Origin of the sequence: Rhodococcus sp. p52 (genome assembly GCF_000763325.2) — a bacterium.
GTDB classification, from domain to species: Bacteria; Actinomycetota; Actinomycetes; order Mycobacteriales; family Mycobacteriaceae; genus Rhodococcus; species Rhodococcus pyridinivorans.
Window position 1 is genome coordinate 3,581,290 of sequence record NZ_CP016819.1, and the last position, 14,888, is coordinate 3,596,177.

At 68.6% G+C, this 14,888-nt stretch carries 15 protein-coding genes; 9 read left to right on the top strand and 6 right to left on the bottom strand.

The features are described from left to right. Window positions 1–192 precede the first annotated feature (192 nt). The gene (locus IM25_RS16590) at window positions 193–1,170 is read left to right on the top strand and encodes a heme o synthase (protein WP_006551492.1); all 978 of its coding nucleotides are present in this window, start codon (window positions 193–195) and stop codon (window positions 1,168–1,170) included. Window positions 1,171–1,234: 64 nt separating this feature from the next. Here the strand turns inward: IM25_RS16590 and IM25_RS16595 are convergent, their stop codons facing one another. After that, window positions 1,235–2,200, bottom strand: a complete 966-nt coding sequence (locus IM25_RS16595) for a quinone oxidoreductase family protein (protein WP_006551493.1) — start codon at window positions 2,198–2,200, stop codon at window positions 1,235–1,237. 23 nt (window positions 2,201–2,223) lie between these two features. Between IM25_RS16595 and IM25_RS16600 the strand changes: the two genes are divergently transcribed. Further along, the gene (locus tag IM25_RS16600) at window positions 2,224–2,565 is read left to right on the top strand and encodes a hypothetical protein (RefSeq protein WP_006551494.1); all 342 of its coding nucleotides are present in this window, start codon (window positions 2,224–2,226) and stop codon (window positions 2,563–2,565) included. Window positions 2,566–2,636: 71 nt separating this feature from the next. Here IM25_RS16600 and IM25_RS16605 read toward each other — a convergent pair whose 3' ends face one another. The 4 genes from IM25_RS16605 to mptB form a co-directional block, all read right to left on the bottom strand. Next, on the bottom strand, window positions 2,637–3,602 hold the full coding sequence (locus IM25_RS16605) for a COX15/CtaA family protein (protein WP_024100811.1): 966 nt from the start codon (window positions 3,600–3,602) through the stop codon (window positions 2,637–2,639). A 68-nt stretch (window positions 3,603–3,670) separates the two neighbouring features. Further along, window positions 3,671–4,468 (bottom strand): ABC transporter permease, encoded by a 798-nt coding sequence (locus IM25_RS16610; protein WP_006551497.1) that lies wholly within the window; start codon window positions 4,466–4,468, stop codon window positions 3,671–3,673. Then, window positions 4,465–5,409, bottom strand: a complete 945-nt coding sequence (locus IM25_RS16615; protein WP_065996543.1) for an ABC transporter ATP-binding protein — start codon at window positions 5,407–5,409, stop codon at window positions 4,465–4,467. Before IM25_RS16615 ends, IM25_RS16610 begins: the two co-directional genes overlap by 4 nt. A gap of 11 nt (window positions 5,410–5,420) precedes the next feature. Beyond that, window positions 5,421–7,148, bottom strand: coding sequence for a polyprenol phosphomannose-dependent alpha 1,6 mannosyltransferase MptB (mptB, locus tag IM25_RS16620; protein ID WP_373922191.1), 1,728 nt, complete (start codon window positions 7,146–7,148; stop codon window positions 5,421–5,423). 73 nt (window positions 7,149–7,221) lie between these two features. On the opposite strand from mptB, the gene IM25_RS16625 reads away from it, so the two are divergent. The 7 genes from IM25_RS16625 (at window position 7,222) to IM25_RS16655 (ending at window position 13,826) form a co-directional block, all read left to right on the top strand. Beyond that, a complete protein-coding gene (locus IM25_RS16625; protein WP_033096623.1) occupies window positions 7,222–8,040 on the top strand; it encodes a helix-turn-helix transcriptional regulator in 819 nt (272 codons plus the stop codon). A gap of 115 nt (window positions 8,041–8,155) precedes the next feature. Beyond that, a complete protein-coding gene (gene sufB, locus IM25_RS16630; RefSeq protein WP_024100815.1) occupies window positions 8,156–9,601 on the top strand; it encodes a Fe-S cluster assembly protein SufB in 1,446 nt (481 codons plus the stop codon). Continuing rightward, on the top strand, window positions 9,602–10,813 hold the full coding sequence (gene sufD / locus IM25_RS16635; RefSeq protein WP_033096624.1) for a Fe-S cluster assembly protein SufD: 1,212 nt from the start codon (window positions 9,602–9,604) through the stop codon (window positions 10,811–10,813). A 51-nt stretch (window positions 10,814–10,864) separates the two neighbouring features. After that, window positions 10,865–11,653 carry a Fe-S cluster assembly ATPase SufC gene (gene sufC / locus IM25_RS16640; protein WP_016691727.1) on the top strand — a complete coding sequence of 263 codons (789 nt, stop codon included), beginning with the start codon at window positions 10,865–10,867 and terminating at the stop codon, window positions 11,651–11,653. Window positions 11,654–11,657: 4 nt separating this feature from the next. Further along, entirely contained in the window at window positions 11,658–12,911 is a 1,254-nt protein-coding gene (locus tag IM25_RS16645) for a cysteine desulfurase (protein WP_033096625.1), read from the top strand. A gap of 4 nt (window positions 12,912–12,915) precedes the next feature. Then, window positions 12,916–13,407, top strand: a complete 492-nt coding sequence (gene sufU, locus IM25_RS16650) for a Fe-S cluster assembly sulfur transfer protein SufU (RefSeq protein WP_033096626.1) — start codon at window positions 12,916–12,918, stop codon at window positions 13,405–13,407. After that, window positions 13,407–13,826, top strand: a complete 420-nt coding sequence (locus tag IM25_RS16655) for a metal-sulfur cluster assembly factor (RefSeq protein ID WP_006551506.1) — start codon at window positions 13,407–13,409, stop codon at window positions 13,824–13,826. The genes sufU and IM25_RS16655 overlap by 1 nt, the downstream gene beginning before the upstream one ends. Before the next feature lie 56 nt (window positions 13,827–13,882). Here the strand turns inward: IM25_RS16655 and ku are convergent, their stop codons facing one another. Further along, on the bottom strand, window positions 13,883–14,875 hold the full coding sequence (gene ku / locus IM25_RS16660; protein ID WP_033096627.1) for a non-homologous end joining protein Ku: 993 nt from the start codon (window positions 14,873–14,875) through the stop codon (window positions 13,883–13,885). Window positions 14,876–14,888: the final 13 nt, after the last annotated feature.

The window sequence follows — 14,888 nt, forward strand, 5'->3', positions numbered from 1 at the left end:
TGGGTGTACGGGGTCCCGGCGGGTGGAAGTCGGCCCGCGCGCTACTTCAGACTAATGCGCTGCTCCGAACGGGTCGATTCGGTCCGGGCAACGGTCCGGTCTACCATCGTTCGTAGTAGAGGAGCGTCCGGAACCGGGCGACCGTGAACGGGCGAAACGAAGGTGCGGATCCGCGTGGGACAAGGAGACAGTGTGCGGGCAGGGCGACGGCCGGGAGGACACGGCTTCGGCGCCCCCGAAGCGCCGAGCGCCCCGCGCCCCGACACCGCGTGGGGCCGGATCTCCGGCACCGTCCTCGCCTACATAGCGTTGACCAAGCCGCGGGTGATCGAACTCCTGCTGGTCGCGACCATTCCCGCGATGCTGTTCGCCGACCGCGGCAACGTCGACATCGTGCTCATCCTGAGCACCCTGTTCGGCGGCTGGATGGGTGCGGCGAGCGCCAACTCGCTCAACTGCGTCGTCGACGCCGACATCGACAAGGTGATGAAACGCACGGCGTTGCGTCCGCTCGCCCGGCAGACGGTGCCGACACGCAACGCCCTCGTCTTCGGCATGCTGCTCGGCATCGCGTCCTTCGCGTGGTTGTGGTGGCGCGCCAACCTGTTGGCCGGACTGCTGGTCGTGGCGACGATCGCGTTCTACGTGCTCGTGTACACGATGGTGCTCAAACGCCGGACCTGGCAGAACGTGGTCTGGGGCGGGGCTGCCGGATGTATGCCCGTGATGGTCGGCTGGGCCGCCGTGACGGGTTCGCTGAGCTGGGAACCCATCGTGTTGTTCCTGGTCATCTTCTTCTGGACGCCGCCGCACACCTGGGCGCTCGCGATGCGTTACAAGGAGGACTACAAGGCAGCCGGCGTGCCGATGTTGCCGGTCATCGCCACCGAGCAGCACGTCACGAAGCAGATCGTGCTCTACACCTGGGCGACCGTGATCGCGACGCTGGTGATCGTCCCGGCCGCCGGTGTGATCTACGCGGCCGTCGCGCTGCTCGCGGGCGCCTGGTTCCTGATCGTTGCGCACCAGCTGTTCAACAGTGTGCGCGGCGGGGCGTCGGTCAAGCCGCTCAAGCTGTTCCTCCAGTCCAACAACTACCTCGCGGTGGTGTGCCTGGGCCTGGCGATCGACTCCGTGCTCGCACTGCCGACGATCGGCTCGTACTTCTGATCCACGCTTCACGACGAACGCCCCGGCCGAGCGGCCGGGGCGTTCGTCGTGCCGGGTCCGGAGATCACGGGATCAGGACGATCGATCCGGTGGTCCGGCGTCCTTCGAGATCGGCGTGGGCGCGGGCGGCCTCGGCGAGGGGATAGCTCGCTCCCACGCGGAGCTTCAGCGACCCGTCGGCGAGCGCCGCGAGCACGTCGCCCGCCCGCCACAGCAGCTCCTCGCGGTCTCGGGTGTAGTGCACGAGGGTGGGCCGCGTGACGAACAGCGAACCCGCCGGGTTCAGCCGCTGCAGGTCGAAGGGCGGGACGGGTCCGCTCGCGGCACCGAACAGCGCGACCGTGCCGCGCACACGGACGGACGCGAGCGACGCCTCGAAGGTCGCGGCACCGACACCGTCGTAGGCTGCGGCCACCCCCTCGCCGTCGGTGAGCTCGCGCACCTTCTCGGCGAGGTCGTCGCCGTAGCGCAGCACCTCCGCGGCGCCGGCCTCCCGCGACAGGGCCTCCTTCTCGTCGGAGGACACGGTGGTGATCACCCGCACGCCCTTCGCGACGGCGAGTTGCGTCAGGATCAGCCCCACACCACCGGCACCTGCGTGGACGAGCACCGTCTCGCCGGGCTGTGCCGGGTGGACGGAGTTCAGCAGGTAGTGCGCGGTCATGCCCTGCAGGAGGACCGAGGCGGCCTGCTCGGCCGGCACCGAGTCCGGGACCGGCACGGCGACCTGCTCGCGGACGCGGACCAGTTCGGCGTACGAGCCGGGTGCCTCGCACCACGACACTCGGTCGCCTACCGCCGTGTCCCGCACACCCTCGCCGAGGGCGACGACCGTGCCCGTGCCCTCCGAGCCCGGGATGTACGGCAGCTCCGTGCCGTAGAGGCCGGTGCGGAAGTAGGTGTCGATGAAGTTGACGCCGATCGCGTCGGTGCGAACCAGCAGCTCACCCGGTCCGGGCGAGGGGTCGGGTCGTTCGACGGGGACGAGGACGTCGGGGCCTCCGTGCTGTGCCACTTCGATTGCGTGCATAGCGCTCACAGTATTCTGCAGACATGAGCGTCGAAACACAGGTCGTGGCCGCACCGGCCGACATCGTCTCGTCCATCCGCAGCTTCGTCGCCGAGCACGGAGGTTCCGGGAAGGCCGTGCTGCAGCCGATCGGTCTGTCCGGCGTCCGGATCACCGTGGTCGCCGCCGACGGCACCCTCGGCGACCGCGTCGCGAAGGACCTCCCGACGGCGCGCGCCATCGTCGAGGAGATCCCCGACGTCACCGTCTCCGAGTGGGACCGCGAGGTCACCAGCATCGCCAACCCGCAGAAGGGTCACTGGGCGAAGATGGCCGGTTGGGTGGCACGTCAGACGAAGTTCCCCAAGGCCCGCAACGAGCGCTGACCGCCCGACATCCGTACGACGACACGCGGCCCCTTCCCGGAAGTCCGGGGAGGGGCCGCGTCGTCGAACGGTCAGGCCGGAACGGGCTCGCGATCCGGTGCGGTCGTGCGCGTCCGTCCGGCCGCCCAGACCGCGGCGGTCGCCGCCGTGCACAGTCCGGCGCCGGCGACGTGGAAGACGACCAGCACGGCAGGCACGTCCGTCCAGAACTGGACGAGGCCGATGCCGGCCTGTGCGACCACCAGGGCCAGGACGACCTTCAGACGCAGCGTGACGGCTCGGGGTGCATGGACCGCGTAGACGGCGAAGGTGAGGCCGATCAGCAGCGCGAGATAGCCGATGAGCGCTTCGGCGTGCAGGTGGACGAGATTGGTGATGTCGAGCGCGAGGCGCGGGACGGGTCTGTCGACGCTCTTGTCTCCGGCGTGCGGGCCGGCGCCGGTGACCATCGTGCCGAGCACGAGGACCACGGCGAGCGCGACACCCGACAAGGCGGTGAGCCGGCGCAGCGGCTGGGGCAATACCTGCACCACCGTGCCGTCGTCCGGCTCGCTCACCTTCGCGTAGAGCACTGTCGCCAGCCACACCATGAGCATCGATGCGAGCAGGTGGATCGCGACCGTCCACCAGGCGAGACCGGCCAGGACGGTGATGCCGCCGATGATCGCCTGCAGCACGGTGCCTGCCGGCATCAACCACGCCCAGGCGATGACCTCCTTGCGGCGCCGCGCACGGGTGACGGCCAGGACGATCGCGGCTGCGACGGCCACGACCACGAAGGTCAGCAGCCGGTTGCCGAACTCGACCACCTGGTGCAGGGTGTTCACCCCGCTCGACACACCCACCGGGACCAGCGACCCGGGGAAGCACTGCGGCCAGGTCGGGCAACCCAGTCCGGAGGCGGTGACGCGGACGACCGAGCCGGTCACTGCGATGCCGCCCTGGGTGAGAATCGTGAGGAACGCGATGATCTTCTGCGTCCGCAGCGACGGCAGGGGGAGACGGTCGACAAGGCTCAGGTAGCCGCGATACAACACGGTTCGATGGTACGGCGTGAACCACTACACGCTGTAGTTGGGTCGTGCCCGATCGGGCCGCCCACGACTCAGGTGAAGCGGAACCAGCGCGCCGCGGCGGTGCCGCCGATCACCGTCCACACGAGCAGCGAGACGATCGACAACCAGTCGAACACACCCGAGGTGGCGTTCTCGAGCGCGAGCGTCAACGCCCCCGACGGCACGATCCGCAGCAGGTGGACCACCGCTTCGGGGATCACGTCGCCGAGCACCACGACGCTGCCGATGCCCAACAGCACGAACCACACGATGTTCGCGAGGGCGAGCACGATCTCGGCGCGCAGGGTTCCACCGAGCAGCAGCCCCAGTGTCGCGAACATCACCGTGCCCAAGGCGATGACGACCGCCCCGATGAGCAGGTCGACGGGGGAGGGGCGCCAGCCCAGGGCCAGCCCGATGGCACCGAGCAACACGGCCTGCAGGACGACGACGATGCCCACCGCCGCGCTCTTGCCAGCGATGATTCCCCACTTGGGCAGCGCGGTCGCGCCGATCCGCTTGAGGGCGCCGTAGCGGCGGTCGAAGCCCACGGCGATCGCCTGACCGGTGAACGCCGTCGACATCACGGCCACCATCATCACCGCTGGCAGCACGCTGTCGACCCGCGAGTCGCCGAGATCGCCGATCGGTAGCAGCGACAGGCCGATCAGCAGCGTGATCGGAATGAACATGGTCAGTAGGAGCTGCTCGCCGTTGCGCAGCAGCAACTTGAGTTCCATGGCGGTCTGCGCCGCGAGCATCTTCGACGGCGAGTTCGGCTGCGGTCGCGGGGTGAAGGTCCCTTCCGCGAACCGGTTGTTCGCCAGACGATCGTGGGTCACGCTCACCCTCTCAACTCCCGACCGGTCAACTCGAGGAAGACGTCCTCGAGGCTGCGCTGATCCACCCGGATCTCGGTTGCCAGTGCGCCCAGATTCGCGCACCAGGTCGCCGCCGCCGCGACGACGGACGGTTCGATCGTGCCCTCGACGAGATACCGCCCGGGATTGTCCTCCCGGATCCGGTGGGTGCCGGCCAGGGCGGACTGCAGGGCACTCAGGTCGAGGCCCGGAGGCGCGGACAGCCACAGCTGGCCCTCGGCGCCGTCGCGGGTGACTTCGTCGGGTGTCCCTGCGGCGACCACCCGCCCGTGATCGATGATGACGATCTCGTCGGCGAGCTCTTCCGCCTCGTCCATGAGGTGGGTGGTGAGCAGCACGCTCACACCGTCGCGGCGCAGTGCGTCGATCAGTTCCCAGACGAGCAGCCGGGCCTGTGCGTCGAGACCCGCCGTCGGTTCGTCGAGGAACACCAGTTCGGGGCGCCCCACCAGCGCGCATGCGAGCGCGAGGCGTTGCTGTTGTCCGCCCGACAATCGGCGGTAGGGGGTGCGGCGGGCGGCGGTGAGCCCGAGGCGCTGGAGCAGCCAGTCGGGGTCGAGGGGATCCGCCGAGTACGCCGCCACCAGGTCGAGCATCTCACCGGCCCGCGAACCGGGATAGGCGCCGCCACCCTGCAGCATCACGCCGATCCGGGGGCGGAGGGCGTCGGAATCGGCGACGGGATCGAGCCCCAGGACGCGGACTGTGCCCACGTCGGGAGTGACGAACCCCTCGCACATTTCCACAGTGGTGGTCTTACCGGCGCCGTTCGGGCCGAGGAGGGCGAGCACCTGGGCGCGTTCGACGGTCAGATCGAGACCGTTCACGGCGGTGACGCCCCCGTAGGTCTTGACGACGCCGTCCAGGCGCACGGCCGGTACCGCACCGGCGGGAGAACTCGGGGTCACAGGGTTCCAGCCTAGGCGTCCGCGGTTTCCGCCGGACGCGGTGGTGTGCGCTCCTGCAGCCGCCACGGCAGCCGGGAGCGTGTGGCGACGATGATCAGACCGACCACGACGATGGTCGCGATCGACGCCTGGACGATGATGAACGGTTGGTATTCGCTGCCGTTGGGCATGAGGATCATGCCGACAACCGACGAGAACGCGATGGTGGGGATCCGGAAGACCGGGCGGGTCGCCCAGGCCGCGAGCGGGATCACCGCCCACAGCAGGTACCACGGTTGCACGACCGGGAAGAGCAGCACGATCGCGCCCAGCGAGACCCCCAGCGCACCGACCGGATGGATCCGTCCCATGAGCACCGCGAGCAGCATGCGCATCGTGACGAAAGCGGCCACCAGCGCTGCGATGGGGCGCGTGATGGACAGCACGGCCGTCGTGTGGTCGCCGAGACCGAGCAGCACGCCGCCGAGGCCGGTACCCATGCCGAGCAGGGTCGGGATCGACATCCAGCTGCGGACCTCCGTGGCGGTGCCCAGGGTCTTCGTCCAGCCGAAGCCCAGGCCGCTGCCCCAGCTCACAGCGCCGATGACGACGCAGGTCCCGATGCCGAGGATCGCGGCGGCGGCGAGCACGGCGCGGAAGCCGCCACCCCACTTGCGGGCAAGGGCCATGCCGACGAATCCGAGCGCGAGCAGCGAGGGCACCTTGATCATCGACGACAGGGCGATCAGCGCGGTGCCGGCCGCGAGCCACCCCGTGAGACGCAGGCGCGAGGCGGCCTCGTCGTCCGGGTGGACGGCCCGCAGCGCGAGCTCGACACCGGCGAGCATGAGCCCGAGCATCAGGGCCTCGTTGTGGATGCCCGCGACCAGGTGGAAGAGCAACAGCGGGTTCGCGGCACCGAGCCACAACGCGCTCACCGACGCGACGCCGCACCGGCGGGCGAGCCGCGGCAGCGCCCACACGATCAGGGCCACACCCACGAGCGCGAGCAGCCGGTGGACGAAGATGCCGGCCACGATGTTCTCGCCCGTGAGGTACGTGATCTTCTCGCCGATCCACAGGAAGGCCGGGCCGTAGGGGGCCGAGGTGTCGCGCCAGATGTTCGGCACCGTCCGGGTCAGGACGTGGTCGACCCCCAGCGCGCCGGCCGGACCGATCGCGTAAGGATCGAGCCCGCGCGCGGCAATCTCGCTCTGCGCGAGATACGAGTAGACGTCCTTGCTGAACATCGGCGGAGCGACGACCAGCGGAAGGATCCACAGCAGCAAGGTGCGGTCGAGCTGCGACCGGGACAGTCGGCGCACGGGACCGTCCGGTGCGCCCCGGCCGATCGCGAACCGGCCGAGCAGCAACCAGGCGAGGATCACCAGCGCCGTGCCGATCATGGTCGTCGTGAGGGCGGCGCTCGGCATGCGTGCCGCCAGTCCGAGGGCGCGGACGCCCTGCACGGGGTTCTGCAGGACCGGCTGGGCGCCGGCGCCGAGTGCCCCGACTGCCATGAGGACGGCACCGGTGGCGCCGAGCAGCCGGATGCGGTGGAGGTAGACGTTCTCGATCGCGTCGAGTCCGCGACCTTCGATCTCGTCGCCGTGCAGGACGACCGAGACATCGGCGTGTGGTCCCGGGGCGTCGAGGCCCAGAGCGCGTCGGATCCACACGTGCAGCCGTTCGCGGACCCCGGATCGGCCCGGCGACGGAGACGTCGTGTGCGGGGCGGACAGGGGAGGAGTCGACGGCACGTCAGAAGCGTAACGGGACGGCGAGGGTGCTCTCCGACGGCTCCGTCACGAGGTGTAACAAAGGGCACCCTTGGTGGACCGTGCTTCCGAATTCCGTCACACTGGTGTTGTGAAATACCCGTCCGACACCACCGACACCGCAGAACGCGCAGGTCACGCACCTGCCGCGACGGCGTCGCGCGTCGAGGACACCCGCAAGAATCCTGCTTCGACGGGCCGCGAGATCCCGGAGGGTCAGACCCGCGCCGCCGTCGTGCAGCTGCTGCTCGAAGAAGGTCCCATCACCGCGCCGGAGATCGGCGAGCGTCTGGGGCTCAGCGCCGCGGGCGTGCGACGCCATCTCGACGCGCTCATCGAGTCCGGTGAGGCGCAGGCCGCCGCGCCGCCGCGCAGGCAAGGACGCGGTCGTGGCCGCCCCGCCCGCCGCTTCCAGCTCACCGCCGTCGGACGCGCCCGCCTCGGGCACTCCTACGACGATCTCGCCACCGCCGCCATGCGGCACCTCCGCGAACTCGGCGGCGACGCTGCCGTGGAGGACTTCGCACGCCGCCGTGTGGACTCGATCCTCGGCACCATCGCGCCCGCCGACGAGAACCTCGACGACGTCGAGAGCGTCGCCGAGGAGATCGCCGGAGCGTTCACCGCCTCCGGTTTCGCCGCCTCGACCCGCCGCGTCGGCACCGGCGTGCAGATCTGCCAGCACCACTGCCCGGTCTCGCACGTCGCGGAGCAGTTCCCCGAACTGTGCGAGGCGGAGCAGGAGGCCTTCGTGCGGATCCTCGGAACCCACGTGCAACGCCTGGCGACGATCGCGAACGGCGACGCCTTCTGCACGACACACGTGCCCGTTCTCTCCAAAGCGGACGCGCCCCGTCCGGAGCCGCCTACGTGACGATCCCACCGCGAGTGCTCCGCGAACCAGGGCACATCAGGAAGACATCCACCCACCCGTCGACCGTCGACGCACAGCCCGCGCCGACGCCCACCAGACTCCGGAAGGAGCTCGCATGACCGTCGCATCGGATCAGACGTCCGGAACCGCGCCGCTGACGCAGGAAGAGACGATCGATTCTCTCGGCCACTACGAATACGGCTGGGCGGACCCCGACACCGCGGGCGCCACGGCGCAGCGCGGCCTGTCCGAAGAGGTCGTGCGGGACATCTCCGCCAAGAAGAACGAGCCCGAGTGGATGCTCGACATCCGCCTCAAGGCGCTGCGCACCTTCGACAAGAAGCCGATGCCGGTGTGGGGCTCGAACCTCGACGGAATCGACTTCGACAACATCAAGTACTTCGTGCGCTCGACGGAGAAGCAGGCCGCGAGCTGGGACGAGCTCCCCGAGGACATCAAGAACACCTACGACAGGCTGGGCATCCCGGAGGCGGAGAAGCAGCGCCTCATCGCCGGTGTCGCCGCCCAGTACGAGTCCGAGGTGGTCTACCACCAGATCCGCGAGGACCTCGAGAGCCAGGGCGTGATCTTCCTCGACACCGACTCGGGCCTGCGCGAGCACCCCGAGCTGTTCAAGGAGTACTTCGGCACGGTCATCCCGGCCGGCGACAACAAGTTCTCCGCCCTGAACACCGCGGTGTGGTCGGGTGGCTCGTTCATCTACGTCCCGCCGGGTGTGCACGTCGACATTCCGCTGCAGGCCTACTTCCGCATCAACACGGAGAACATGGGCCAGTTCGAGCGGACCCTGATCATCGTCGACGAGGGCGCCTCGGTGCACTACGTCGAGGGCTGCACCGCCCCGATCTACAAGTCCGACTCGCTGCACTCCGCGGTCGTCGAGATCATCGTCAAGAAGGGCGGCCACTGCCGCTACACGACCATCCAGAACTGGTCGAACAACGTCTACAACCTGGTGACCAAGCGCACCAAGGTCGAGGCCGGCGGCTCGATGGAATGGATCGACGGCAACATCGGTTCCAAGGTGACGATGAAGTACCCGGCCGTGTGGATGATGGGCGAGCACGCTCGCGGTGAAGTGCTCTCCGTGGCCTTCGCCGGCGAGGGGCAGCACCAGGACACCGGCGCGAAGATGCTGCACCTGGCTCCGCACACCTCCTCGACCATTGTGTCGAAGTCGGTGGCGCGCGGCGGTGGACGTGCTTCCTACCGCGGCCTCGTGCAGGTCAACAAGGGCGCCCACGGCTCGAAGTCGACCGTCAAGTGCGACGCGCTGCTCGTCGACCAGATCAGCCGTTCCGACACCTACCCGTACGTCGACATCCGTGAGGACGACGTCACGATGGGTCACGAGGCGACCGTCTCGAAGGTGAGCGACGACCAGCTGTTCTACCTGATGAGCCGCGGACTCGACGAGGACGAGGCCATGGCCATGGTGGTGCGCGGATTCGTCGAGCCCATCGCCAAGGAACTACCGATGGAGTACGCCCTCGAACTCAACCGCTTGATCGAACTGCAGATGGAAGGGGCAGTCGGCTAAATGACTGCGGAAGCGAAGAACACGCCGGCTACAGCGACGGGCGTGCAGGATGCCGTGCGTGCCGAGAACCGGGTGCCGGCAATCAACAAGGGTGAGGTCTTCACGTCCTTCGATGTGAACGCCTTCGAGATTCCGTCGGGTCGCGACGAGGTGTGGCGGTTCACCCCGCTGCGCCGCCTGCGCGGTCTGCACGACGGCACCGCTCCCGCGACCGGCACCGCGACCATCGAGGTCACCCCGGTCGACGGCGTGCAGGTCGAGACCGTGGCGCGCGACGACGCGCGACTCGGACAGGCCGGTGTGCCGTTCGACCGGATCGCAGCACAGGCGTACTCGTCGTTCGAGACCGCGACCGTCCTCACCGTCGGCCGCGAGGTCGAGGTCGCCGAGCCCGTCACCGTGACGATCACGGGACCGGGTGAGGGCGCCGTCGCCTACGGTCACGTGCAGATCCGGCTCGAGGCGTTCGCCAACCTCACGCTCGTCATCGACCAGCGCGGCAGCGGCACCTACGCCGAGAACATCGAGTTCGTGCTCGGCGACAGCGCACAGCTGAAGGTCGTCGCGGTGCAGGACTGGGCCGACGACGCCGTACACGTCGCCGCGCACCACGCTCGCGTCGGCCGCGATGCCGTGCTTCGCCACTTCACCGTGGCGCTCGGCGGCGATCTCGTGCGCGTGTCGGCGACCACCAAGTACGACGGCCCCGGCGGCGACGCCGAACTGCTCGGCCTGTACTTCGCCGACGCCGGCCAGCACTTCGAGCAGCGCCTGCTCGTCGACCACTCGCAGCCGAACTGCAAGTCGAACGTCGTGTACAAGGGTGCGCTGCAGGGCGATCCGGCCTCCGGCAAGCCCGACGCGCACACCGTGTGGATCGGCGACGTGCTCATCCGCGCCGAGGCCGAGGGCACCGACACCTTCGAGCTCAACCGCAACCTGGTGCTCACCGACGGTGCGCGCGCCGACTCCGTGCCGAACCTCGAGATCGAGACCGGTGAGATCGTCGGTGCCGGACACGCGTCGGCGACCGGCCGCTTCGACGACGAGCAGCTGTTCTACCTGCGTGCTCGCGGTATCTCCGAGGAGGAAGCGCGTCGCCTCGTCGTCCGCGGCTTCTTCCACGAGCTGCTCGAGCGCATCACGGTCGCCGAGGTCCGCGAACGGCTCGAGGCCGCCATCGAGGCGGAACTCGCCGCCGTCGGCGCCTGACGGCCGTCTCCCCGTACTCCCGATACCTCTCCACTAAGGAAACGCATTTCGATGTCCACACCTTCGAACGTCCTCGAGATCAAGGACCTGCACGTCCGCGTCGCACAGACCGACGAGAACGCCGAGCCGATCGACATCCTCAAGGGCGTGAACCTCACGGTCCGCTCGGGTGAGACGCACGCCATCATGGGCCCCAACGGCTCCGGCAAGTCCACCCTGTCGTACGCGATCGCCGGCCACCCCAAGTACGAGATCACCTCGGGCAGCATCACCCTCAACGGTGAGGACGTGCTCGAGATGAGCGTCGACGAGCGCGCCCGCGCCGGCCTGTTCCTCGCCATGCAGTACCCGGTCGAGGTGCCCGGCGTGTCGATGTCGAACTTCCTCCGCACCGCCGCGACCGCCGTGCGCGGCGAGGCCCCCAAGCTGCGCCACTGGGTCAAGGAGGTCAAGCAGGCGATGTCCGAGCTGGACATCGATCCGGCCTTCGGCGAGCGCAGCGTCAACGAGGGCTTCTCCGGCGGTGAGAAGAAGCGCCACGAGATCCTGCAGCTGGGTCTGCTCAAGCCGAAGATCGCCATCCTCGACGAGACCGACTCCGGCCTCGACGTGGACGCGCTGCGCGTCGTCTCCGAGGGCGTGAACCGCTACCAGGAGAACGAGAACGGCGGCGTCCTGCTCATCACCCACTACACCCGCATCCTGCGCTACATCAAGCCGCAGTTCGTGCACGTCTTCGTGGGTGGCCGCGTCGTCGAGTCCGGTGGCCCGGAGCTCGCCGACGAGCTCGAGACCAACGGCTACGTTCGTTTCACCCAGGCAGCAACGCAAGGAGCGTGATCGGATGACGGTGCCGGTGCGGACCTTGGACATCGCCCGGATCAGGGCCGATTTCCCGATCCTCGCGCGCACGGTGCGCGACGGCAAACCCCTGGTCTACCTCGACTCGGGGGCCACCTCCCAGCGCCCGGTACAGGTGCTCGACGCCGAGCGTGAGTTCCTCGCGACGCGGAACGCGGCCGTGCACCGCGGTGCGCATGCGTTGTCGGAGGAGGCGACCGACTCGTACGAGGACGCCCGCGCCGTCATCGCGTCCTTCGTCGGGGTCGACGTCGACGAGGTGGTGTTCACCAAGAACGCCACCGAGTCGCTCAACCTCGTCGCGTACGCCTTCGCCGACGACCGGTTCCCGCACCGGCTCGGCCCCGGTGACGAGATCGTCGTCACCGAGCTCGAGCACCACGCGAATCTCGTTCCGTGGCAGGAACTCGCGCGGCGCACGGGTGCCACCCTGCGCTGGTACGGGGTCACCGACGACGGTCGCATCGATCTCGATTCGCTGACGCTGACCGACGCTGTGAAGGTCGTGGCGTTCACGCACCAGTCGAACGTGACCGGTGCGGTCGCTCCCGTCGAGGAGATCGTGCGGCGCGCGAAGGAGGTCGGCGCGATCGTCGTGCTCGACGCGTGCCAGTCGGTGCCGCACATGGCCGTCGACTTCCGCGCCCTCGGTGTGGATTTCGCGGCGTTCTCCGGACACAAGATGTTCGGTCCGTCCGGCGTCGGCGTTCTCTACGGTCGCCGCGACCTGCTCGCCGACGTGCCGCCGTTCATCACCGGTGGCTCGATGATCGAGACGGTGACGATGGAGGCCACGACCTTCGCCGCACCGCCGCAGCGATTCGAGGCCGGTTCGCCCATGGTCTCGCAGGCCGTCGGCCTCGGTGCCGCCGTGCGCTATCTGCAGGACATCGGGATGGACGCCGTCGCTGCACACGAACACGAGCTGACCGTTGCTGCGCTCGCCGAGCTGGGCGGCATCGACGGCGTGCGCATCATCGGACCCACGACCGCCGAACAGCGGGGCGGGGCGGTGTCGTTCGTCGTGGACGGAATCCATGCCCACGATCTCGGCCAGATCCTCGACGACGAGGGCGTGGAGATCCGGGTCGGACACCACTGCGCCTGGCCGCTGCACCGCCGCTTCGGGGTGGCCGCGACCGCCCGCGCGTCGTTCGCCGTGTACAACACTGCGGACGAGGTGCAGGCACTCGGCGCGGCGATCCGGCGCGCCCAGAAGTTCTTCGGGGAGGCGTGATCCGATGCGGATGGAGCAGATGTACCAGGAAGTGATCCTGGACCACTACAAGCACCCGCACAATCGCGGACTGCGCGAACCGTTCGGCGCCGAAGTGCACCACGTCAACCCGACCTGCGGCGACGAGGTGACCCTGCGCGTGCACATCGACGGCGACACCGTCGCCGACGTCTCCTACGACGGGCAGGGCTGCTCGATCAGCCAGGCGTCGACGTCCGTGCTCACCGACCAGGTGATCGGCGTTCCGCTCGGCGATGCACTGAAGATCGTCGAGGGGTTCGTCGAGATGGTCGGCAGTCGCGGCACTGTCGAAGGCGACGAGGACCTGATCGGCGACGGCATCGCGTTCGCCGGCGTCGCGAAGTACCCGGCGCGCGTGAAGTGCGCGTTGCTGGGCTGGATGGCCTTCAAGGACGCGGTCGCGCAGACCGTGGACGCAGCCCCCGCCGACCTGGCGAGTGGCGCGCACACCCTTTCGAGCGGAGGACAGAACTGATGACCGAACCCGCACCGGGCACCGTGAACACCGACGAGAATCCGACGGCCGACGCCGGCGCGGACGAGACCTCGACGCTGGTCGCGGCCACGGCCCCGCCGCTGGATCCGGGCCGCCTCGACGAACTCGAGGAAGCGCTGCGCGACGTCGTCGACCCCGAGCTCGGCATCAACGTCGTCGATCTCGGTCTCATCTACGGGATCTCCGAGGTCGACGAGACCGTGACCGTGGATATGACGCTCACCTCGGCGGCGTGCCCCCTCACCGATGTCATCGAGGAGCAGGCCAAGGGCGCACTCGTGCGCAGCGGCCTCTGCGACGAGCTGCGCATCAACTGGGTGTGGATGCCGCCGTGGGGTCCCGACAAAATCACCGACGACGGACGCGAGCAGCTGCGCGCACTCGGTTTCACCGTCTGATCCGGCTGTCTCCGGCTCCGAGCCTCGGCGCCTGATCTTCGACTTCTCGTCGGAGGTCAGGCGCCTTTGCGTTCGCCGGAGGTCTTCTTGGCCGCCGTCTTCTTGGCAGGACTCTTCTTCGCCGTGCTCTTCTTGGCGGGACTCTTCTTGGCCGCCGAACTCTTCGACGCCGTTTTCTTCGCGGGGGCCTTCTTCGCGTCCTCGTCTTCATCCTCGTCATTCTTCGAGGACTTCTTCCCGCCGGAGGACGAACCGGACGGGACCTTCTTGCCCGCCGCGTCGACGCTGCGCTGCAGGGCCGCCACGAGGTCGAGCACCTCGGCGTCCTCTTCGCCGGTGTCGTGTTCGGCGACCTGGAAGACCTTCTCGCCGCCGCGAGCGAGGGCCTCGTCGATCAGCGTGCGCAGTTCCACCTGGTACTCGTCGGTGAACTCGGTGGGATCGAAATCGTCGGACATCGACTCGACGAGGGTCTCGGCCATCGCGAGTTCGCGTTGCTTCGGCTTCTCGATGTCGTCGAGCGACTCGAACTCGGCTGCGCGAACCTCGTCGGGCCACAGCAGGGTCTGCAGGATGAGCAGACCGTCACGGGTACGCAAGGCCGCCAGCCGGGTGCGCTGACGAAGGGTGAAATGCACCAGCGCCGTCCGGTCGCTCTGCTCGAGAGTCGCGGCGAGCAGGCCGTAGGCCTTCGGCGACGACGAATCGGGTTCGAGATAGTAGGACTTCTCGAACAGGATCGGGTCGATCTGCTCGGTGGGCACGAACTGCAGCACCGGAATCTCGTGCTTCTCAGCGGCGGGGAGTTTCTCGAAGTCCTCGTCGGTGAGCACGACCCGCTCGCCGTCCTCGGAGTCGTACGCCTTGTCGATCTCCTGGTAGGGGACGACCTCCCCGCACTCGGTACACACACGCTGATACTTGATCCGTCCACCGTCCTTCGCGTGCACCTGGTGGAAGGAGATGTCGTGCGACTCGGTCGCCGAGTACACCTTCACCGGCACGTTGACGAGGCCGAACGCGAGTGAGCCTTTCCAGATCGACCGCATGTGTCCATCATGA